The organism is Pseudomonas sp. CC11G (genome assembly GCF_056174845.1).
In genome coordinates, this window is record NZ_JBWBZC010000001.1 from 443,143 (window position 1) to 464,825 (window position 21,683).

General features: G+C 62.0%; 17 protein-coding genes, 2 pseudogenes and 1 riboswitch. Of the genes and pseudogenes, 13 read left to right on the top strand and 6 right to left on the bottom strand.

Annotated elements, in window-relative coordinates:
* The first annotated feature begins 6 nt into the window (after positions 1–6).
* From thiL to AC0V2S_RS02180, 8 genes are all read left to right on the top strand, one after another.
* Positions 7–996, top strand: coding sequence for a thiamine-phosphate kinase (gene thiL, locus AC0V2S_RS02145; protein ID WP_475508300.1), 990 nt, complete (start codon positions 7–9; stop codon positions 994–996).
* Positions 980–1,495, top strand: a complete 516-nt coding sequence (locus AC0V2S_RS02150) for a phosphatidylglycerophosphatase A family protein (protein WP_475508301.1) — start codon at positions 980–982, stop codon at positions 1,493–1,495. The genes thiL and AC0V2S_RS02150 overlap by 17 nt, the downstream gene beginning before the upstream one ends.
* 62 nt (positions 1,496–1,557) lie before the next feature.
* Complete coding sequence (locus AC0V2S_RS02155; protein WP_475508302.1) at positions 1,558–2,286, top strand: substrate-binding periplasmic protein; 729 nt, start codon at positions 1,558–1,560, stop codon at positions 2,284–2,286.
* 14 nt (positions 2,287–2,300) lie between these two features.
* Positions 2,301–2,957: a retropepsin-like aspartic protease family protein gene (locus AC0V2S_RS02160; protein WP_475508303.1), complete on the top strand. Its 657-nt coding sequence runs from the start codon at positions 2,301–2,303 to the stop codon at positions 2,955–2,957.
* A gap of 17 nt (positions 2,958–2,974) precedes the next feature.
* A complete protein-coding gene (gene bla, locus AC0V2S_RS02165) occupies positions 2,975–3,844 on the top strand; it encodes a class A beta-lactamase (RefSeq protein WP_475508304.1) in 870 nt (289 codons plus the stop codon).
* A 140-nt stretch (positions 3,845–3,984) separates the two neighbouring features.
* Positions 3,985–4,605 carry a GTP cyclohydrolase II gene (gene ribA, locus AC0V2S_RS02170; RefSeq protein ID WP_475508305.1) on the top strand — a complete coding sequence of 207 codons (621 nt, stop codon included), beginning with the start codon at positions 3,985–3,987 and terminating at the stop codon, positions 4,603–4,605.
* Positions 4,602–5,018 carry an MFS transporter gene (locus AC0V2S_RS02175; RefSeq protein ID WP_475508306.1) on the top strand — a complete coding sequence of 139 codons (417 nt, stop codon included), beginning with the start codon at positions 4,602–4,604 and terminating at the stop codon, positions 5,016–5,018. Before ribA ends, AC0V2S_RS02175 begins: the two co-directional genes overlap by 4 nt.
* The gene (locus tag AC0V2S_RS02180; protein WP_475508307.1) at positions 5,018–5,815 is read left to right on the top strand and encodes a cobalamin-binding protein; all 798 of its coding nucleotides are present in this window, start codon (positions 5,018–5,020) and stop codon (positions 5,813–5,815) included. Before AC0V2S_RS02175 ends, AC0V2S_RS02180 begins: the two co-directional genes overlap by 1 nt.
* Before the next feature lie 121 nt (positions 5,816–5,936).
* Here AC0V2S_RS02180 and AC0V2S_RS02185 read toward each other — a convergent pair whose 3' ends face one another.
* Positions 5,937–7,838 carry a TonB-dependent receptor domain-containing protein gene (locus tag AC0V2S_RS02185; RefSeq protein WP_475508308.1) on the bottom strand — a complete coding sequence of 634 codons (1,902 nt, stop codon included), beginning with the start codon at positions 7,836–7,838 and terminating at the stop codon, positions 5,937–5,939.
* 95 nt (positions 7,839–7,933) lie between these two features.
* Positions 7,934–8,162: riboswitch (cobalamin riboswitch) on the bottom strand.
* A gap of 149 nt (positions 8,163–8,311) precedes the next feature.
* Between AC0V2S_RS02185 and hemN the strand changes: the two are divergent.
* A pseudogene (gene hemN, locus AC0V2S_RS02190) lies at positions 8,312–9,687 on the top strand (oxygen-independent coproporphyrinogen III oxidase).
* Positions 9,688–9,744: 57 nt separating this feature from the next.
* On the opposite strand, the gene dxs reads toward hemN, so the two are convergent.
* The 5 genes and pseudogenes from dxs to AC0V2S_RS02215 all read right to left on the bottom strand — a co-directional run bounded on the left by dxs (position 9,745) and on the right by AC0V2S_RS02215 (position 17,492).
* The gene (dxs, locus tag AC0V2S_RS02195; RefSeq protein WP_475508309.1) at positions 9,745–11,667 is read right to left on the bottom strand and encodes a 1-deoxy-D-xylulose-5-phosphate synthase; all 1,923 of its coding nucleotides are present in this window, start codon (positions 11,665–11,667) and stop codon (positions 9,745–9,747) included.
* 198 nt (positions 11,668–11,865) lie between these two features.
* The gene (locus tag AC0V2S_RS02200; RefSeq protein ID WP_475508310.1) at positions 11,866–12,819 is read right to left on the bottom strand and encodes an alpha/beta fold hydrolase; all 954 of its coding nucleotides are present in this window, start codon (positions 12,817–12,819) and stop codon (positions 11,866–11,868) included.
* Positions 12,820–12,824: 5 nt separating this feature from the next.
* Positions 12,825–16,105: pseudogene (locus AC0V2S_RS02205) on the bottom strand (carboxyl transferase domain-containing protein).
* 260 nt (positions 16,106–16,365) lie between these two features.
* A complete protein-coding gene (gene ispA, locus AC0V2S_RS02210; protein WP_475508311.1) occupies positions 16,366–17,253 on the bottom strand; it encodes a (2E,6E)-farnesyl diphosphate synthase in 888 nt (295 codons plus the stop codon).
* Positions 17,250–17,492, bottom strand: a complete 243-nt coding sequence (locus tag AC0V2S_RS02215; RefSeq protein ID WP_271196630.1) for an exodeoxyribonuclease VII small subunit — start codon at positions 17,490–17,492, stop codon at positions 17,250–17,252. The genes ispA and AC0V2S_RS02215 overlap by 4 nt, the downstream gene beginning before the upstream one ends.
* A 237-nt stretch (positions 17,493–17,729) precedes the next feature.
* Here AC0V2S_RS02215 and AC0V2S_RS02220 point away from each other — a divergent pair, with 237 nt between their 5' ends.
* The 4 genes from AC0V2S_RS02220 (at position 17,730) to AC0V2S_RS02235 (ending at position 21,655) form a co-directional block, all read left to right on the top strand.
* Positions 17,730–19,097 (top strand): hypothetical protein, encoded by a 1,368-nt coding sequence (locus AC0V2S_RS02220; protein WP_475508312.1) that lies wholly within the window; start codon positions 17,730–17,732, stop codon positions 19,095–19,097.
* 92 nt (positions 19,098–19,189) lie between these two features.
* Positions 19,190–20,149 (top strand): pca operon transcription factor PcaQ, encoded by a 960-nt coding sequence (gene pcaQ, locus AC0V2S_RS02225; protein WP_475508313.1) that lies wholly within the window; start codon positions 19,190–19,192, stop codon positions 20,147–20,149.
* A gap of 175 nt (positions 20,150–20,324) precedes the next feature.
* Positions 20,325–21,320 (top strand): glycosyltransferase family 2 protein, encoded by a 996-nt coding sequence (locus AC0V2S_RS02230; protein WP_475508314.1) that lies wholly within the window; start codon positions 20,325–20,327, stop codon positions 21,318–21,320.
* A complete protein-coding gene (locus AC0V2S_RS02235; protein ID WP_475508315.1) occupies positions 21,317–21,655 on the top strand; it encodes a DMT family transporter in 339 nt (112 codons plus the stop codon). Before AC0V2S_RS02230 ends, AC0V2S_RS02235 begins: the two co-directional genes overlap by 4 nt.
* The last annotated feature ends 28 nt before the right edge of the window (positions 21,656–21,683 follow it).

The following is a 21,683-nucleotide window of genomic DNA, read 5'->3' on the forward strand; positions in this document are numbered from 1 at the left end:
GGAGCCGTGGGTGAGTTCGAACTGATCCGCCGCTACTTCGCCGCTGCGCCTTGTGCGCAGCCGGGCGAGGGTGTGGTGCAGGGCATCGGCGACGATTGTGCTCTGCTGGCACTAGCCGCTGGCGAACAGCTGGCGGTTTCCACCGATACGCTCGTGATCGGTGTGCATTTTCCCGAATCCTGTGATGCCTTTCTGCTTGGGCAGCGTGCCTTGGCCGTGGCCACCAGCGACCTGGCCGCGATGGGCGCCGCGCCGATCGGGTTCACACTGGCGCTGACCCTGCCGCAAGCTGACCCCGACTGGCTACAAGCCTTTGCCGCCGGCCTCAATCACATGGCGCAAGCCTGTGATATGCGCCTGATCGGCGGCGACACCACCCGTGGGCCGCTGACCTTGACCCTGACCGTGTTCGGCCGCGTGCCGGCTGGCCAGGCGTTGATTCGCGCCGGTGCGCAAGTCGGCGATCTGTTGTGTGTCGGTGGCGCGTTGGGCGATGCAGCGGCGGCGTTGCCGCTGGTACTGGGCGAGCGCACGGCTGAGCCTTCCATCGCCGAGCCGCTGCTGGCGCGCTACTGGTCGCCGCAGCCGCAATTGGCGCTCGGCCAGGCCCTGCGCGGCAAGGCCACGGCGGCGCTGGATATCTCCGATGGGTTGCTGGCCGATTGCGGCCATATCGCCCTGGCCTCCAATGTAGCCCTGCATATCGAGCGCGAACGCTTGCCGCTGTCGCCGGCGGTAACGGCCTGGCTTGATCAGGACAAAGCCTGGGAGTGTGCGCTGAGCGGTGGCGATGATTACGTGCTGGCCTTTACCGTGGCCGAGGAAAACCTGGCCCAGCTGCAGCAAGACGGCTGGCCGGTAACGGTCATCGGTCGCGTGGAGAGCGGAAAAGGCGTGCACTTATTGGATTCGGCCGGTCATAGCCTTGCGCCTTCTTCGCGCGGCTACCTACATTTCGGGCAACATTCTGGGGGCGCGGGTGACAGCACCAAGTAAGAAAACGGTACCTGACGCACCACCATCGGTATGGCGTAACCCGTGGCATTTCCTGGCCTTCGGCTTTGGCTCCGGCACCTTGCCCAAGGCACCAGGCACCTGGGGTTCGCTGGTAGCGCTGCCGTTTATTCCGTTGTGGCAGATGCTGCCCGACTGGGGTTACTGGCTGATGCTGGGCATCACCATGCTGTTCGGCTTCTGGCTGTGCGGCAAGGTGGCCGACGATTTGCGTGTGCACGACCATGAAGGCATCGTCTGGGACGAAATGGTCGGCATGTGGATCACCCTCTGGCTGGTTCCCGAGGGTTGGGGTTGGTTGCTGCTAGGCTTTCTGATGTTTCGCTTCTTCGACATCCTCAAGCCGTGGCCGATTCGCTGGATCGACCGGCATGTGCACGGCGGTGTCGGCATCATGCTCGACGACTTGCTGGCCGGCGTGTTCGCCTGGCTGGCCATGCAGTTGGTGGTGTGGGGCTGGGCTCAGCACTGGTTCGGCTAACTACGTGTTGTGGCTGAGGCGGATGCACCAGGGATGCACGATGGCGCCTGAGGGAATGGCTTATGCGTGGCATGTGGTTAGTAGTGGCCTTGGGTGTTCAATTGCTCTGCGCGCAATGGGCGCCGGCAGCAACACCAACGCAAATCCGCCTGGCCAGTGAAGTCTGGGCCGGGCACACCAACGCCGACGGCAGTGGTATTGCCTGGGACGTACTGCGCGCCGTGTTCGAGCCGGCCGGCATCACCTTGCAGATTCACAGCGTGCCCTACACCCGGTCCATGGGGTTGGTGCAACGCGGCGGGGCGGACGCCTGGGTGGGTTCGTACCTGAACGAGATTCAGGAGGGCGTGTTCTACCCCCGCTGGAACTACGACGCTGACGACATCACCGCCCTGAGCCTTGCCGATGCGGCGCCCATTAACCTGCAAAATGTCGGCAGCTTTCGCCTGGCCTGGGTACGCGGCTATGCCTATGAAAAATATCTGCCGCATTTGAACCACTACAAAGAAGTTTACCGGCGCGACGGTATCCTCTCGATGCTGGAAATGAAGCACGTCGACTTCTACCTCGATGCCCTGACCGAAGTGCAGGACGTGCTTAAAGAAGCCGATGATCCCTCGCGCTTTCGCACCACCGAACTGATGAAATTGCCGCTTTATTTAGGCTTTGCCGACACCCCTGACGGCCATGCCCTGGCCCAGGTGTTCGATGCGCGCATGGAACTGTTGGTGAAAGACGGCAGCTTGCGGCCGATATTCGAGCGCTGGCAGCAACCCTATCCCTTTGACTGAACCGAGCTGACGCCATGACCAAACACCGGATGTACGCGCTGACTGCCGGGCTCTTGAGCCTGCTGGCTCTGAGTTCAGCCACGGCTGCCGAGCAGGTGTTGGTGGTCGGCCTGTTTCCCGGCGCGGCGGTGATCAATGTCGATGGCGTGCGCAAGCTGGTGAAGGTGGGCGCCACCGGGCCTGACGGCGTGGTGGTGGTCAGTGCCGACAAGCAGAGCGCGGTATTGCGGGTGAGTGGCGTAGAGCGCACCTACAACCTGGAACGCGAATACAGCCAGGGTTTTGCCGTCCCCACCAAAACCCAGGTGACCATTGCCAAAGGCATTGGCGGCCACTATTGGGTTGCCGGTTCGGCCAACGGTCAGCAAGTGCAGTTTCTGGTGGACACCGGCGCCACGACCGTTGCGATGAACGACTCCCAGGCCCGCCAGTTGGGCATTGACTACCGCGCCATCGGCAAACCCACTGTCGTCAGCACGGCCAGCGGTACCGCCAATGCCTGGCGCGTGACCTTGGACAGAGTGAAGGTCGGCAGCCTCGAAGTGTGGGGTGTCGAAGCCATGGTGCTGGATGGCCCGGCACCCGCCGAGGCTCTGCTGGGCATGAGTTTCCTCAGCCGCGTGAGATGGCGCGAAGACCAGGGTGCGCTGGTGCTGGAATCGAAAAACTAAAATCAGAAAATGGGCCTATGACTTACTCCCTGAGCCGCCGCACCTTTCTTTTTGCCGCTGCCGCGTTGCCTCTCCTGCCGGCCTGGGCCGCCGAAGCCGATGACCCGCAACAGCGCCTCGCACAACTGGAAGCCGGCTTTGCCGGTCGGCTCGGCGTAGTCGCCCTGAACACCGGCAACGGCGAGGTACTGAACTACCGCGGCGATGAGCGCTTCCCCCTGTGCAGCACGTTCAAAGCCATGCTCGCTGCGGCCATTTTGCAACGCAGCAAACTGACGCCGGGCCTGCTGCAAGAGCGCATTACCTACCAGAAGAGCGAGCTGGTCAGTTATTCGCCGATCAGCGAGCAACACATCAAGGACGGTATGACCGTCGCCGAGCTGTGTGCGGCCACCGTGCAATACAGCGACAACGGCGCCGCCAACCTGCTGATGAAACTGCTCGACGGCCCCGAAGGCGTAACCACCTTTGCCCGCTCCATTGGCGATCATCACTTTCGCCTGGAGCGCTGGGAAACCGAGTTGAACACCGCCATCCCCGGCGACCTGCGCGACACCACCACGCCGCAGGCCATGGCCCACAGCCTGCAAAAGCTGGTGCTCGGCGAGGCGCTGCCAGCGCCGCAACGCCAGCAGCTGCAAGACTGGCTACGCGGCAACACCACCGGCGCCACGCGTATTCGCGCCGGTGTACCGGCCAGTTGGCAGGTGGGCGACAAGACCGGCACCGGCGATTACGGCACCACCAACGATGTGGCGGTGCTCTGGCCGGCGGGCAAGGCACCCGTGGTGCTAACGCTGTACCTGACGCAAAACGCCAAAGACGCCGCACCACGCAACGAAACCCTGGCCGCTGCTACGCGCATCGTGGTCGACTGGCTCGGCTGAACGAGGCCTTATAATTTTTAAGCGCATGCATCGACCGCTTTGATCTTTATGGCCAGCAATTCAGGCTGACCGAGCCGTCAAACCTGCTGTTACAATGCCGCCCCCGTGCGATTAATCCGCCTTTTTATTAGGAGCATCCGGTGTCTGTCGTCTTCGTCGCCGCCTCCCAACTGCCCACACCTTTTGCCGTTTTCACCATGCATGGCTTTCTTGAAGAAGCCACCGGCCGTGAACACGTGGCCCTGACCCTCGGTAATGTTGCCGATGGCGCGCCAGTGCTGGGTCGCCTGCATTCCGAATGCCTCACCGGTGATGCCCTGTTCAGCTTGCGCTGCGACTGCGGTTTCCAACTGGAAGCAGCGCTCGCCGCCATCGCCAAAGAAGGCCGTGGCGTGCTGCTGTACCTGCGTCAGGAAGGCCGGGGCATTGGCCTGATGAATAAAATCCGCGCCTACGAGCTGCAAGACGGCGGCGCCGATACCGTCGAAGCCAACGAGCGCCTGGGCTTTGCGGCCGACCAGCGTGATTACGCGATCTGCCTGCCGATGCTCAATCACCTGGGCATCACCTCGCTGAAGCTGATGACCAACAACCCGCGCAAACTCAAAGCGCTGGCTGACATGGGCATTCCGGTGGCCGAGCGCATGCCGCTGCAAATCGAACACAACCCGCACAACAAGTACTACCTGGCTACCAAGTCCGGAAAACTTGGCCACTTGCTGGGCAACCAGCACCAGGGCGAGGCTGAGGAAAGTCTGTGACCCGGGCTGAAGTGCGCAAGCGGCTTGGCTTGTTATGGTGGCGGCAACTGGCGCTCACCCTGGCGCCGGTATTTGTGCTCAACCTGCTGTTTGGTGGCAGCAAGACGGTGTCGGTGCTGGCTATGCCGCTGTTTATCGGCGGCATGGCGTCGATGTTTGTCACGCTGCCCCTGTTCACCCTCTTCAAGCAGAGCCTGATCGCCACCGAGAAAGCCCTCGACACTCCGGAAGAACCCAACGCTTGGCTGGTCCTGGCAGCGCGGCGGCGCCAGGGCTTTCTGGCTGCCAGCCTGCCGGCATGGATTGCCGCCATTGCCGTGTTCACTGGCCTGGAAGCGGTTCCGCTGCACCTGCTCGCGCTGGCCAGCACCGTGATACTGATGCTCTACCGCATTCCCCGCCAACTCGGCTGATGCGCCTCCTCCTCGCCTGCCTGGTATGCCTGCTGGCGTGGCCTGCGGCGGCGCAATTGCGCGTGGTGACGCTGGCACCGTCGCTCAGTGAAATCATGTTGGAGTTAGGCGCCGCCGATTTATTGGTCGGTGTGCTCGACGGCGGCGAGCGGCCGCCGGCCTTGGCGAATCTGCCTTCGGTGGGGCGCTACGAGCAGCTGGAAATGGAAAGCCTGCTGGCGCTCAAGCCCGACCTTCTATTGCTCTGGCCCGACAGCATCAGCGCGGCGCAACGCCAGCAACTGATCGGTTTTGGCATTCCACTCTATGAAGCACAGCCCCAAAGCCTGGACCAGTTGGCCGAGCAATTTTCCGCCATCGGTGCGCGAGTAGGGCGGGCGCAGCAGGGACGTGAGCGCGCCGACGAATTTCGCGAACACTTGGCATCGCTCAAGCAACGGTTTCAGCGCCGCAAACCGCTGCCGGTGTTCTACCAGATCTGGAATTCGCCCCTGTACACCGTGGGCGGTGGGCAGATCATCAGCGATGCGCTGAGCGTGTGCGGGGCGAAGAACGTGTTTGCCGACCTGAGCCTGCCGGCGCCGCAGGTGAGCATTGAAGCGGTGCTGCAGCGCAACCCGCATGTGATCGTGGGTGGCGATCAGGCGCAACTGGATAGCTGGGCCCGTTGGCCGCAACTCAAGGCCGTGCACCGTCAGCAATTGCTGGTGGTGCCGGATAAAGGCATTGAGCGGCCCAGTTTGCAGATGCTGGATGCGACCGAGCGGTTGTGTGCCGCGCTGGCGCCGATGCGTTAACCCCTCAAACAAAACCACCACCGTCGTCCCCGCGCAGGCGGGGACCCAGAATGCAGCAGGAGTACGGGGCCGCTTGCCCAAGTCTGGATTCCCGCCTACGCGGGAATGACGAGGGAATGGATTAAATCGCCGGCGTCCAGACAAACCCAATCGTCGCCGCCCGCCCTTCCTCGCGATACCCATAGTTCTCGCCATCATGGCTGTACAGCGCGCGGCTGTAGTCTTTGTCCAGCAGGTTATCCACCTTGAATTCCAGCTTCAGCTCGCTGCTCGCCTGCCAGCTGCTACGCACGCCCAGCAGGCCATATCCGGCCAATTCCTGGGTATTGCCGACATCGTTGTAGCTGCTACTCACCGCCTGCCAGTTGGCACCCAAACCCAGCTTGCCGAAGGTGCGGTCGATATTCAGGTTCAAGGTGCGTTTGGCGCGGCGCGGTAGGGCGTGGCCGGTTTCGCGGTCGCGGGCGTCCAGCCAGTTGGCGCCAGCCGAGGCCTGCCAACCGAATACCTCACGTTCCAGACTCAGCTCGATCCCCTGCAGGCGTGCCTTGTTCAGGTTCACCGTGCGGTAGGTGTAGGTCGCCGGGTCGTAGAGCGTGGTGCTGATCAGGTCGCGCACCTCGTTACGGTACGCGGCCAGGCTCCAGCGGGTGTCCAGGTGCTCGCCGCGTACTTGCAGCTCGTAGTTCTTCGAGTGCTCCGGTGACAGGTCGGGGTTGCCGATATAGCCCTGGCCGTCGTCCGGCCAGTACAGCTCGTTGAACGCCGGAGCGCGGAAGCCTTCGCTATAGGAGGCAATCACCGACAACGCGTCGCCCACAGGCACTGTGAGGGCGCCGTTCCAGGTGTTCTCGCTGCCAAACTGCTCGTTCTTGTCGTGGCGCAGGCCCAGTTCGGTGGAGAACCAGTCGCCTTGGAAACGATGCTGCACAAAAGCCGCCTGGTTCCAGCGGGTTTGCTGGTCGTATTCGGTGCTGCTGTGCAGCTCGTCTTCGTACCAGTCGACGCCCAGCAGCAGGCTGTTCTGCTCGGTCAGTTGCAGGGTGTTGAGCCAGTTGGCGGCGTCGCGGTAGGTGTTGAATACGCCCACTTCGTCGCTGAGCTTGTCTTCATTCTTTTGCCGGCTTTCGCTATGGCCGACTTCCAGGCGGCTGTTCCACACGTCGTTGAGCTGCGCATCGATAAACGTGCTGGCGCTGCTCAGGGTGAAGTCGGTGTACGGCTGCTGTGGATAACTCAGGTACGTGCTCATGTCGAAGCGGCCGAACGGGTTGTCGTACTCGTTGCGGCCGCGCTGGTCCAGCACGCTCATGCCGGCTTCCACTTGCTCGCTGAACTGATGGCTGAGATTGAAGCTCAGCGCTTTGTTGCGGTAGGCATCGTGGTCTTGGTCTGAGTCGTAGGACGGGCCGGTGCGGTCGACGCCAGCCGTTTCGTCCAGGCTGCCATTGAGGCTGAAGCGCGTCTGTTCATCGCCACCACTCAAACCCAGGCTGCGTTTGAAGCTCTGGTTGCTGCCGGCGCTGACCGCCAGGCTCGGGTGCAGACCGCTGTCGCCGCGTCGGGTGAAAATCTGCACCACGCCGCCAATGGCATCGCTGCCATACAAGGCCGAGCGCGAGCCGCGTACCACTTCAATGCGCTCGATCTGGTCGAGGCTCAAATACTGCAAGCTGGCGCCGCCATCGGAAGCCGAGCCGATGCGCTGGCCGTCCACCAGAATCAGGCTCTGCGTGTTGCTGCTGCCACGGATAAACAGCGAGGTGTTGCTGCCGCGCCCGCCGTTCTGCACCAGCTGTACGCCCGGCACGCGGGTGAGCAGGTCGGTGATGGAACTGGGTTGCAGGCGCTCGATATCGGCGCGGGTAAATACCGTGGCAGCCGCTGTGGCTTGGTTAATTGGTTCGGCAATACGACCGGAAGTGATGACCAGCTCGGGCAGTTTTAGCGAGTCGTCGCTGCTTTGCGCGTGGGCCAGTAGCGGCAGGAGCAGGGCCGGCAGGGCGAGGTGCAAGTGCTTCATGGGGTGAATCCTCAAAAGAAAAATTTTGAGGAGGGCATAGGCAAGCACGGCGCTTGAAAGCACGCCTGTGCTTGATGGTGCTGCCCTCCGCAACACCAGTCGATTCCGCACAGGCCGGTCTCCGGGCTCTCAACTGAAAGACGAACTTTCCTGCCGCGATCACCTTCCCAGGTAAACCCAGTGGTGTGTCGATCGGGCATGCAGCCAGGCTGCGGTCGATTACCGTTGCGGGGGCAGCGCCGGCATGGCTCGTGTGAGCGCACCGGCTTCCCGTTTAACGCCGGGCTCTTGCAAGCCGGGCGCACCTGTTTGGATAAACGCCGCGCACCCTAACGGGGGCGGGGAGGTGGGTCAAGGGCAGAGGCAGCAGGCGAGGAACGGTGTAGGGAATTTCCGTCGAGTTGCGTCAAGTCAAGATCCGCTTTGTCGCAGCTCCCTATTCTGGCCGCCCCTGCTCCTCACGGACCGCCGCCATGCTCGAAGCCATTCACTGGGATGCCGACCTCATTCGCCGCTACGACCGCCCCGGTCCGCGCTACACCTCTTACCCCACCGCCTTGCAGTTCAGCGACCACGTCGCCGGCAACGCGCTGGTACACGCCCTGGCCGAAAGCCGCAAAGCGCTGCGGCCGCTGTCGGTGTATGTGCATGTGCCGTTCTGCGCGAACATTTGCTACTACTGCGGCTGCAACAAGGTCATCACCAAAGACCGCGGCCGCGCGGTGCCCTACCTGCAACGCCTGCATGAAGAAATCAGCCGCATCGCCAGCCAGCTCGACCGCCGCCAAGTGGTCGAGCAACTGCATTTCGGCGGCGGCACGCCGACGTTTCTCGGCCACACCGAACTGCGCGAACTGATGCGCCACCTGCGGGAAAACTTCACCCTGCTGGAAGGCGACAGCGGCGACTACGGCATCGAGATCGACCCACGCGAAGCCGACTGGGCGACCATGGGCCTGCTGCGTGAACTGGGTTTCAACCGGGTCAGCCTTGGCGTTCAAGACCTCGACCCGCAGGTGCAACAAGCGGTCAATCGCCTGCAAAGCTTCGAGCAAACCCGCGCCATCGTCGAAGCCGCCTGGACCCTGCAATTTCGCTCGGTAAACATCGACCTCATCTACGGCCTGCCCAAGCAGACGCCCGACCGCTTTGCCGCCACCGTAGAAAAAGTCATCGAGCTGCAGCCCGATCGCCTTTCGCTGTTCAACTACGCCCATCTGCCGGAGCGCTTTATGCCGCAGCGCCGCATCAGTGCCGACGACCTGCCAAGCCCGGCGGCCAAGCTGGAAATGCTCCAGCGCAGCATCGAACAACTGACCGACGCCGGTTACGTGTATATCGGCATGGACCACTTCGCACTGCCCGACGATGAACTGGCGGTGGCCCAGGAAGATGCGGGCGCAACTTCCAGGGTTACACCACCCATGGCCACTGCGACCTGGTGGGGCTCGGGGTTTCGGCGATCAGTCAGTTGGGTGATTTGTACTGCCAGAACAGCAGCGACCTGCCGCGCTATATCGCCGCCATCGACGAAGGCCGTTCAGCCGTGGAGCGCGGGTTGTTGTGCAACGAGGACGACCGCATTCGCCGGGCCGTGATTCAGCACATCATCTGTGCCTTCAAGCTGGATTTCAGCTTGATCGAGAGCGCGTTCAATATCGAGTTTCGCGGCTATTTCTCTGAGGTCTGGCCACAGTTGCAGCAGTTCGCCCGCGACGGGCTGATCAGCCTGAGCGACAAAGGCATTGAGGTGCTGCCGGCTGGGCGCTTGTTGGTGCGCTCGGTGTGCATGCTGTTCGACCACTACTTGAGTGAGCAGAACAGTCAGCGGTTTTCGCGGGTGATTTAACCCAGCGGAAACAAAAAGGCCGGTCAAATGACCGGCCTTTTTGTTTAAAGCTACTGCTTAGGCGCTGACCTTCGGCGCCAGATCGACTGGCGCTAACAAGGCCAGTCGCGTGTTGATCGCCGCTTCGATACCCGCCGCATCCAGCCCGCACTCGGCGAGCATGGTTGCCGGTTTGGCGTGTTCGACGTACACATCCGGCAAGCCCAGATGCAGCACTGGCTTGAGCAGGTTCTCGCGGGCCAGGAACTCGCTGACGGCAGCGCCGGCGCCGCCCATGATCGCGTTTTCCTCGATGGTCACCAGCAGCTCATGCTCGGCCGCCATCTGGCGCACCAAGGCTTCGTCCAACGGTTTGACGAAGCGCATGTCCACCACCGTGGCATCCAGCTTCTCGGCCACCAGCAGGGCGTCGGTCAATTGCACGCCGAACACCAGCATGGCCACGCCTTTGCCTTTGCGGCGCACCACGCCTTTACCGATTTCGAGCGGCACCAACGCCTCGTCGATTTCCGCGTTCGGGCCGGAACCGCGCGGGTAGCGCACGGCCGCCGGGCCATTGAACAGGTAGCCGGTGGTCAGCATGCGGCGCAGTTCGTTTTCGTCGCTCGGCGTCATCACCACGATGCCGGGAATGCAGCGCAGGTACGACAAATCGAAACTGCCGGCGTGGGTCGGGCCGTCTTCACCCACCAGGCCGGCGCGGTCGATGGCGAACAGCACGTCGAGGTGCTGCACGGCCACGTCGTGAATCAGTTGGTCGTAACCGCGTTGCAGGAAGGTGGAGTAGATCGCCACCACCGGCTTGGCGCCTTCGCAGGCCATACCGGCGGCGAGGGTGACCGCGTGTTGCTCGGCAATCGCCACGTCGAAATAACGCTGCGGGAAGCGTTCGCTGAAGGCCACCAGATCGGAGCCTTCTTTCATCGCCGGCGTTATGCCCATCAGGCGTTTATCGGCGTCGGCCATGTCGCACAGCCACTGGCCAAATACCGCCGAATACTTCGGCCCGCTGGGCTTCTTCGGCACCGCCGGGGCGTTCACCGGCTCCAGCTTGGTGATGGCGTGGTAACCAATAGGGTCCAGCTCGGCCGGGGCGAAGCCTTTGCCTTTCTTGGTGATCACGTGCAGAAACTGCGGGCCTTCCAGCTCGCGCATATTGCGCAGGGTGGTGATCAGTGTCGGAAGGTCGTGGCCGTCGATGGGGCCGATATAGTTCCAGCCCAGCTCCTCGAACAAGGTGCCGGAGACCAGCATGCCTTTGGCGTGTTCTTCAGTCTTGCGTGCAATTTCCCAGGCGCCCGGCAGGCGCGACAGCACTTTTTTGCTGCCCTCGCGCATATTGGCGTAGGTGCGGCTGGAGAGAATCTTGGCCAGGTGATTGGACAGGCCGCCGACGTTTTTCGAAATCGACATGTCGTTGTCGTTCAGCACCACGAGCATATTGGCCTTGACGTCGGAGGCGTGGTTCAACGCCTCGAAGGCCATGCCGGCGGTCAGCGCGCCGTCACCGATCACGGCAACCGATTTGCGCTTGCTGCCCTGCAACTGAGCGGCAATCGCCATGCCCAGCGCGGCGCTAATGGAGGTGCTGGAGTGGCCGACGCCAAAGGTGTCGTACTCACTTTCGCTGCGGCGCGGGAAGGCGGCGATGCCGTCTTTCTGGCGCAACGTGTGCATCAGCTCGCGGCGGCCGGTGAGGATCTTGTGCGGGTAAGCCTGATGGCCCACATCCCACACCAGACGGTCATCGGGCGTGTCGAAGACGTAATGCAGCGCGATGGTCAGCTCGATGACACCCAGGCCGGCACCGAAGTGCCCGCCGGTCTTGCCAACGGTGTAGAGCAACTCCTGTCGCAGCTCGTCAGCGAGGATTTCCAGCTCGGCCTCGCCCAGACGACGCAGACCAACAGGCGTCTCTGCACGGTCGAGCAGCGGCGTAGCGGGGCGTTCGCGGGGGAACTCGTGAAACGTCGTGGGCATCAGGCAATCGTTATAGGTATAAAAGATGGCGCAGTTTACCTGATGAAGTAGGGCTTTTCGTAGGGTGCGCGTGACGCACCCTGGCAAATACCGATGTCCGGAGGGTTTGTGCGGGTTTCTGTGCGCGCCAGCGTGCTGGCGAACCCTGCAAACGACGGCCGCGAATACCTTTTCCAGGGTTCGCGACCAAGGTCGCTCCTACGTGGGGTAGTGCCGCGCCAGGAACTCCAGCAAAAGCTCGTTAACCCGCCCGGCCTGCTCATTCTGAATCCAGTGCCCACAATCGCTCAGCACATGCGACTCCAGCTGCGGCACCAACTCCGCCATCTTCTTGACCGTATACGCCTCCAGCTTGCCCACCGGGTCCTCCTCACCGAGCAAGAACAACGTCGGCTGCAGCACCTGCCGCCCGGCGAGAAACTCGGTGGTCTCCCAGTTCTGCCGGAAATTGCGGTACCAATTCAGCGGGCCATGAAACCCATGCTTGTTCAGCGTGCTCAGGTACACGGCAAAGTCCTGTTCGTTGCACCAGTCCGGAAACGTCGCCGGCACCTCCAGCCCTTCGAGAAACTGGGCATCCGCCGGTTTTGGATGAAGGAATATGTCGGCGTTGCCGCCAATCAACAGCCGCATGCTGCGCTCGATGTCGGCATTCAACTCCGCCTCGGCAACTCCCGGTTCCTGGAAATACACGATGTAGTTGAACCGCCCCGCATTGGCCTCGCGCATGATGTCGATGGCCGGGCGCTTGGGTCGCCCGCCAAAGGGCACGGACATCGCGCCCAACACGCTCACCCGCGCAGGCTCCAGCAACCCCAGGTGCCAGGCCACCGGCGCGCCCCAGTCGTGGCCGATCATGCAGACATCGGTATGCCCCAGCGCATCCATGGCGCCTTGAATATCCGCGCATAGGGTCAGTATCTGGTACGCCTCGACTTCCTCCGGTGCGCTGCTATCGCCATAGCCGCGCATTTCCGGCGCATACACGCGGTAGCCGGCCTCGGCCAGCGCCGTCATCTGGCTGCGCCACGAGTACCAGCATTCCGGAAAACCATGCAGCAGCCACACCGGGCGGCCGCTCTCGGGGCCGGCGCAGTAAATGCTCAGGGTGATGCCGTTGACGTCGAGGAGTTGCTGTTGGAAGGCAGTCATAAGGGTCACCAGGTATCCACGAAGGAGCGTTTCTTGCCGTCACGCTTTGGCGCGCGCGGTGCGGCGTTAAAGCCACGGACCAGCCAGCTGCGGGTTTCCACCGGGTCGATCACGGCGTCGATCTCCAGAAAGCTGGCCATGTTGATGCCTTTGCCGCTCTGGTAGGCCTTGGCCACCAGTTTGTCGAACAGCGCTTGCCGCTCGGTCGGGTCTTCCAGGGCTGCCAGTTCTTTCGAGAAGCCCAGGCGCACTGCGCCTTCCAGCCCCATGGCGCCAAACTCGGCACTGGGCCAGGCGATGGTGAATAGCGGCGAATGGAAACTACCGGCCGCCATGGCTTGGGCGCCGAGGCCGTAGCCTTTGCGCAGCACCACCGTGAAGAACGGCACGCTCAGGCTGGCAGCGGTGACGAACATGCGCGATACATGGCGCACGGTCGCCTGTTTTTCGGCATCCGGGCCGACCATAAAGCCTGGGGTGTCGCAGAGCGAGACCAGCGGAATGTCGAAGGCATCGCACAGCTGCATAAAGCGTGCGGCCTTGTCGCCGGCCACCGCATCAATGGCCCCGCCCAGGTGTGCGGGGTTGTTGGCGATCAGCCCGAACGGCTGGCCTTCGATGCGGATAAACGCGGTAATCAGGCCCGGCGCAAAACTGCGGCGCAGTTCCAGCACCGAGTCCTGGTCGGCCAGGGTGGCGATCACCTGACGGATGTCGTACACCCGCAGGCGGTTTTCCGGAATCAGTTGGCGCAGCTCGCGTTGATCAGCGCATTGCCAGTCGGCGAGCGGGCCCTGGAAGTAGGAGAGGTATTGCTTGGCGGCGTTGACGGCTTCGGCCTCGTCGGCCACTTCCACGTCGATCACACCGTTAGGACCTTGCACACTCACCGGCCCCACTTGCTCCGGGGTAAAGGTACCCAGCCCGCCGCCTTCGATCATCGCCGGCCCGGCCATGCCGATGCTGGCGTTCGCCGTGGCAATAATCACATCGCAGCAGCCGAGCAATGCTGCGTTGCCGGCAAAGCAGCGACCCGACACCACGCCCACCAACGGCACCAGACCCGAGAGCTTGGCCATGCCGATAAACGTGTGGCAGTCCAGACCGGCCACGCCGACAAAATCGCTGTCACCCGGCCGCCCACCGCCGCCTTCGGCAAACAGCACCAGGGGCAGACGCCATTGTTCGGCCAGTTGCAGCATGCGGTCGGTTTTCTTGTGGTTCATCGCCCCCTGGGTGCCGGCGAATACCGTGTAGTCGTAGGAAATCGCCATGCAGCGCGCGCGCTCGGCGCCAAACTGCGCGGCGTTGACGGTGCCGATGCCGCTGACCAAGCCATCGGCCGGGCTTTGCACGATCAGGTCTTCCACCGAATTGCGCCGACGCCGCGCAGCCAGGGCCAGGGCGCCGTATTCGATAAAACTGTCGGCATCGAGCAGGTCGTCGAGGTTCTCGCGGGTGGTGCGCTGGCCGGTTTTACGCCGTTTGGCCACGGCCTGCGGGCGGCGTTCGTCGCGGGTCAGGGCGTTGCGTTCCAGCACCTCGGCAAGGTCGGCGCGGATATGGTCCAGATCGATGCTTTCTTCGGTGTGCTGGTGCTGCTGCGCCACGTCTGCCGGTTGAATAAACAACAGCGGCTGGGCGGCGAACAGGTTATCGCCGGGGCTGACGGCCAGGCTGTGGACAATGCCGCTCTGCGCCGCCTTGACCACAAACTCCATCTTCATCGCTTCCAGCACGGCAATGCTTTGGCCGACGGCTACGGCGTCGCCCACCTGCACATCGAGGCTCACCACCACGCCAGCGCTCGGCGCTTCCAACGCGATGCAGCCGACCGGCGTATCGGCGTGCTGTTGCTGTTGCGCGGCGCCGGCCGCCTGAGGGAAAAACAGATGGCGGTGCGCCTCTTCCTGCGGAGCGAGCAATTGGCTGATCTGCTCTTCGACAAACCGCGTGGTGACCTGATTGCTTTGAACCTGAGGTTGACGCAGCAGGTTCTGCAGAAAGTGGATATTGCTCGCCACGCCCTCCAAGCGGAATTCGCACAGGGCGCGGTAGGCACGACGCAGCACTCCGGGGAAGTCGTCGTTGGCCTGCACGATCAGCTTGGCTAGCAGCGAGTCGTAGCTGCTGCTGGTGGCATAGCCGCTGTAACCGCAGCCATCCACCCGAATGCCGGCGCCGCTCGGCGGCTCATAGGCACTGAGCAAACCGGCGGCCGGCTGCACGCTGCCGTCGGCGTTCATGCTTTCCAGATTGACCCGCAGTTGCACGGCAAAGCCACGCGGGGCGGGAATCTGCGCTTGCTGTAAACCCAGTTCAGCGAGGCTGGCACCGCCCGCCACACGCAATTGCGCCTGCACCAGGTCGATACCGGTCACCGCTTCGGTGACGGTGTGTTCCACCTGCAAACGCGGGTTGGCTTCCATAAACACGAAGTCGCCGTTATCCACATCCAGCAGAAACTCGAAAGTGCCGAGGGTGCGATACCCCACCGCGCTGGCGAGCTTTAATGCGGCAGCGAACATGCCCTCGCGCACGGCGGGATCGAGGTTGGGGCTGGGGGCGATTTCCACCAGTTTCTGGTTGCGCCGTTGCAGGGTGCAATCGCGTTCCCACAGGTGCACCACCTGCTCGCCATCGCCCAGCACCTGCACTTCGATATGCCGGGCATTGCGGATCAGCCGCTCCACATACAGATCGCCATTGCCAAACGCCGCCATCGCTTCGGACTGACAGCGGGCATAGGCCTCGCCACGTCCTCGGCGGCAAACACCGCGCGCATGCCGCGCCCACCGCCGCCGGCCAGGGCCTTGATCATCATGGCGCCGCCGTTCAGTTCGGCCATAAAAGATTGGGCGCGGGCCAGGCTGGTGGGTTGGTTAGTGCCGGCAGCCAGCGGCACGCCGCAGCGCATGGCCAGTGTACGGGCTTGGGTTTTGTCGCCGAACTGCTGTAGTACATCGGCGCTGGGGCCGACGAAGATCAGCCCGGCGTTTTTGCAGCGTCGCGCAAACTCGGCGTTTTCGGCGAGAAAGCCATAACCGGGGTGCACTGCATCGCAGCCTTGGGCCTGGGCGATGGCAATCAACTGGTCCATATCCAGATAAGCACTTACGCCCCGGCCCTTGAGACCCACCGCCACATCGGCCTTGCGGGTATGCAAGGCGGCCGCTTCGTCTTCGGCAAATACCGCCACGCTGCGGATATCCAGTTCGGCGGCAGCGCGGGCGATACGAATGGCGATTTCGCCACGGTTGGCGATCAGCAGATTGCGGATGGGCATTGGTGCTCCCTGGTTTCTTTTGTTGATGGTGCGGGGCGATCAGGGAGTAGAGCTTAGGCGGCAGGAAGCAGCCAGCGGAACCTTGCTGGCTGGGGCGAATGGCAGGGCAGAGGCGGGGGTGATGATGGGCGTAAACCGCGGCCCTCTCCCCCGGGCCCTCTCCCGTAAACGGGCGAGGGGAGCAAAGCTGGAACGCGGTTTGGCGACAATCCCCTCGCCCGCTTGCGGGAGAGGGTGCCCGAAGGGCGGGAGAGGGGCTTTTAGCTGCGGCGCTCAACAATAAACCGCGCCAGATCGCGCAACGGCTCTGCCGCTTCGCCAAACGGCCGCAGGGCATGCAACGCCAGATCACGCAGCTCCAAGGCATAACTCTTGGCCGCATCCAGCCCCAGCAGCGCCGGGTAGGTAGGCTTGTGATTGGCCTCGTCTTTACCCTGGGTTTTACCCAGCGTGGCCGTATCACTTTCCACGTCGAGAATATCGTCCTGCACCTGGAAGGCCAGGCCCACGGCTTGCGCGTATTCCTGCAGCGCGCGCAGCGAGAGGCTGTCGGCTTCACCGCTGGCAAGGGCGCCAAGACGCACGCTGGCTTCGATCAGCGCGCCGGTCTTGTGCCGGTGCATGATTTCCAACGCGCCCTGGTCCAGCCACTGGCCGACCGAACCGAGGTCGATGGCCTGACCGCCGACCATCCCCGCCGGGCCGGCCGCTTTGGCCAGGTGGCTGATCATATCCAGCCGCACCTCGGCAGACAGCGGATTGCGCTGCGCATCGGCAAGTACTTCGAAGGCCAGGCTTTGCAGGCCATCGCCGGCCAGAATGGCACTGGCTTCGTCGAACGCTTTATGGGTAGTGGGCTGGCCGCGACGCAGGTCGTCGTCGTCCATGGCCGGCAAATCGTCGTGCACCAGGGAATAGGCGTGGATCAGCTCCACCGCGCACGCCGCCGCATCGGCACGTTCCAGACTGCCGCCCAACGCTTCACAGGCGGCGTATACCAACAGCGGGCGCACGCGCTTGCCGCCATTGATCACGCTGTAGCGCATGGCCTGATAAATAAGGGAGAGTTCGGCGCGGGGCGCCTGGAACAGCTCGTCGAGCTTTGCATCAACGCGGGTCTGACAGGCTTTCTGATACGCCGCGATCATGCTTGTTCGTCCGCGTCGAAGGGGGCTTCCTCCAGCTCGCCGTCGCGCTCCAGCAGAATCTGCACCTTCTGTTCAGCCTGGGCCAGGGCGCCCTGGCAGTCGCGGGTCAGGCGAATGCCTTGCTCGAACGCGGTCAGGGAATCCTCCAGCGACAGCTCGCCGTTTTCCAAGCGCTCGACCAGGGTCTGCAACTCGGCAAGGGATTGTTCGAAATCGACGGCGGCTTTTTTGCGGGCCATGGCTGGGGTCTCGGCAGGCTGGGCTAAACGGTCGCGAGGCTAGCAGAGCTGGGCAGGGGGGGCAAACCGCAGCGGCGGTGGCCTGCCCGAAAGGGGTGGGGAAATACTGTGTTGGCTGTCTGCGCAATTGTTAGTAAGTGCACTGTTTTAAAACGTCTGTTAGCGAATACTATGGCCGCCGTTAAAGCGCCTCATCGAAGGGGGCGTTAGGACCTCGCTTTGAACAGGGAACGCCGGATGCAAGCAGTAGAACAAAGCGCCGTGGGCGCCAAGGAAGGAATGAAGTGGGTTGCCTGGTTCATCCTGGCGTTGACGGTGCTGTTCGGCGCGCATTTGCGCATGGTCGCCTACACGGATACCCAGGTAGACAGCCCGATCAGGGCGGATGCCCTAAAGTACTTTAGTTACGCGGTAAATCTGGCGAACTGGAATGTGTTCTCCAAGGACCTCGTGGCACCCGGCAGCGCTGAAAAGCCGAAGCCGGATGCGTTTGTCAGTCCGGGTTTTCCCTACTTTGCAAAATTTTTCGTCGCCGATGATGTGGAAACCATCCTGGCCAACACCCTGAAGGCGCAGAGCGTTTTGCAAGTGTTGGCCTTTTTGCTGCTCACTTGGGTATTTATCGAGCTTCTTGGCGTGGGCTGGGCCGTGCCGGCGGCGCTGCTGTTGTGGACTTTTCCGCATTTCGTTTCGATCAACACCTACTATCTGACCGAGTCTTTGTTCACCAGTCTGCTGGCCATAGCTATAGCCATTGCCTGGGCCAGCTCGAAGGGAGGCAAGGTTCAGGTCTGGGGTTGGGCAGCCTGTGGTGTGGTAGTTGCATTCTCGGCGCTAACGCGGCCGGTCATGGAGTATTTTCCGCTGTTTATGCTGCTGAGCTGCTTGCTGTTCTTTCGCCGCTATTGGAAACCCGTGTTGGCGTTCACCCTCGCCGCGGTGATTCCGGTGTTGCTGTGGAAGGTGCGCAATGTTTTGGCGGTTGGTGAAAGCTCAGACCCTACGCTGATGATCAGCGGGTTCTACCACGGCAGCTTTCCGGGCTTTATGTTCAACCATGATCCCGCCACGTTTGGCTTTCCTTACGCCTCTGACCCACGCCAGCCAGAGATGTACCAAAGTCTGGATAAAGCACTTTCGATCATTTTCGATCGGGCCTCGCAGTCGCCTGCTGAGTATCTGCAGTGGTACTTGTTGGACAAGCCTCAAGTGCTTTGGCAGTGGGACAACATCGCGGGTCCTAGCGATATCTTTATTTATCCGATGGTGAAGTCGCCGTACTTTTTCCTGCTCGACTTCCATATCACCCATGTCTTCAATTACGAGATTCACCCGTACTGGGTTGCCCTGGGTTTGGTGACGGCGGTGTTTGTGCTACTGGCTCAGGTATTCAGGAAAGCCGACGCGTCGCTCTTCCTGCTCTTGCTCGCCCTGATCGTCGTTTACGCCACTTTGGTGCATATGGTACTCGCGCCGTTTCCGCGCTATGGCATCCCGTTCAAGGTATGCCTGATTCTGTTGAGCGTGTTGGCACTCAAAGAAGCGTCCGCCTGGCTGGTGCAGCGACTGGAAAAGAACGGCGTAGTAGCACGTGTGAGAACGTAGCGAGCGAACGCAGCAGTTTTCTTGCGGGGCCGTTGTCGCCACGCGCGATTTCCTTGCAGACTAACCGCCACTGCCTCTAGGTCTGTTCCGCGATGAACATCGACACCCGCATCAAATTCCGTCATCTGGTGTGCTTTCTGGAAGTCGCTCGCCAGGGCACCTTGGCGCGAGCGGCGGACCGCTTAGCGGTTAGTCAACCGGCGATTTCCAAGACCCTCAAAGAGCTGGAAGAACTGCTCGGCACCAGCCTGTTCGAGCGCAGCAAAGCGGGCGTGGCGTTGACCGAGGCGGGGCTGGCCTTTATGCGTTACGCCGGCCCAAGCGTGCAGGCGCTGCGTGATGGGGTGAACAGTCTGCGCAGTGGCGAGCATGAGTCGGGGACGGTGCGGCTCGGGGTGTTGTCGACCGTGGAAAGTCTGTTGATTCCCGAGGTTGTGCGCCGGCTGCATGCGCAGCATCCGGCTCTGGTGGCCAGTGTAGTGACGGGGCCCAGCGCCTTTCTGTTATCCAAGTTGCATGTCGGTGAGTTGGACCTGGTGGTCGGGCGCATGACCGACAGTCCGCAGATCCAGGGCCTGACCTTCGAACATCTGTACAGCGAATCCATGACCTTGGTGGTGCGCGCCGAGCATCCGCTGCTTGGCGTCGCCCATCCGCAGGACCTGCTGCAGGACTATCCCGTGGTGCTGCCACTGGCCGGTACTACCATCCGCAAATATGCCGACAGCCTGTTTATCCAGTGCGGTATCACCCAGTCGCGCCAGCGCCTGGAGACCCTATCAATTACCCTCAGCCGCCGTTACGTGCAAAGCAGCGACGCGGTATGGGTTGCGCCCTATGACGCGGTGCAGTTGGACCTGGCCAACGGCTATCTGGCCGAGTTGCAACTGGGCGTCAAGGAGCCGGGGGGCTCGGTCGGGATATGCAGCAACGCGGCCGTACCACTATCGTTGGCGGCGCATTGGAGCGTCGATGTGCTGCGCGAAGTTGGGCAGGCCTATCGCGAAGGTAGCTTCCCGGGATCGCTAGGCGCCCCGGCCCTATCGGTATGACGGCGGGTGCGCGAGGCGTTGCAACGAGTATCTGTGGCGCAATGTGACCCGCTCTGGTGTTGTGGCTGGGTACAAGGTCTAGAATGCACACCGCTCAAGGTTCAACCCTTCGGTGGAGCGACGCGATTCGCGTGACAAGGACGAACTGTTCAATGGCGGGAAAAGGCGCAGGCAGATGACCACCCCGGAAGCGAAGATTGCAGTGGTAATCCCCAGCTACAACGTAAAAGCCCATGTGCTGGAAGTGATCGCGGCCATCGGTAGTGAGGTCAGTAAAATCTATGTGGTCGATGACTGCTGTCCGCAGGGGTCTGGTAACCATGTGGACGCGTACTGCACCGACCCGCGCGTCATGGTGCTGCGTAACGCGGTCAATCAAGGCGTTGGCGGAGCGGTGATGCATGGCTACCAGGTAGCGATTGCCGACGGTATGGACATCCTGGTCAAGATCGACGGCGATGGGCAGATGGACCCCGGTTTTCTTCCAGACTTTGTTGCGCCAATCATTAATGGCGAAGCCGATTACACCAAGGGCAACCGCTTCTTCGATCTGGAAGGCTTGCAGCAAATGCCCAAGAAGCGCCTGTTCGGCAATGCCGCCCTGTCGTTTCTTAGCAAGCTGTCATCCGGCTATTGGAATATCTTCGACCCCACCAACGGCTACACCGCCATCCACCGTGAAGTGGCCCGCCATTTGCCGTTCGACAAGATCAGTCGCCGCTACTTTTTTGAAACCGACATGCTGTTTCGCCTCAACACTCTACGCGCCGTGGTCATTGATATCCCGATGGACGCCAAGTACGCCGAGGAAATCAGCGGCCTGAAAATATCGACCATCTTCTTCGAATTTCTCGGCAAGCACCTGCGCAACCTGGGCAAACGGATTTTCTACAGCTACTACCTGCGCGATATGTCGTTGGCGTCGCTAGAGCTGCCTTTGGGGTTGCTGCTCGTAACGCTGGGGAGCGTGTTCGGCTTGTCGCACTGGGCAAACTCCATCGAGTCGGGGGTGGCCACACCGGCCGGTACGGTGATGCTTTCGGCACTGCCGATCATTCTCGGCGTCCAGCTGATCCTGGCCTTTGTCGGTCACGACATTCAGTCGGTGCCCCAGCGCGCCTTTCACCTGCAACGTAAACGTACTGCGACGGCCAAGAAGAGACTGAAATGAGCTACTTCGTTGCCATCATCTGCGTGCTAGGCATCGCCGCTGGCCAACTGTTGTTCAAACTCAGTGCGATGAGCCTGCAACGCACTGGCAGTCTGTTTCACCTGGACACTCTCACCACGTTGTTCGCGGCTTTTGCGCTCTACGGCGTCACCACAATTGCCTGGGTGTGGGTGCTGCAGAAAATCGAACTGGGCAAGGTGTACCCGCTGATGGCGCTGGCATTCGTGCTGGTGCCAGTGGGCAGCTATGTGATGTTCGGCGAAAAGTTTCAGCCTCAGTACTTCCTGGGTGTAGCGGTGATCATTGCGGGCATCATCATCACCGTAAAAGCCTGACGGTTTAGGTCGTGGTGGCACTCCGCGA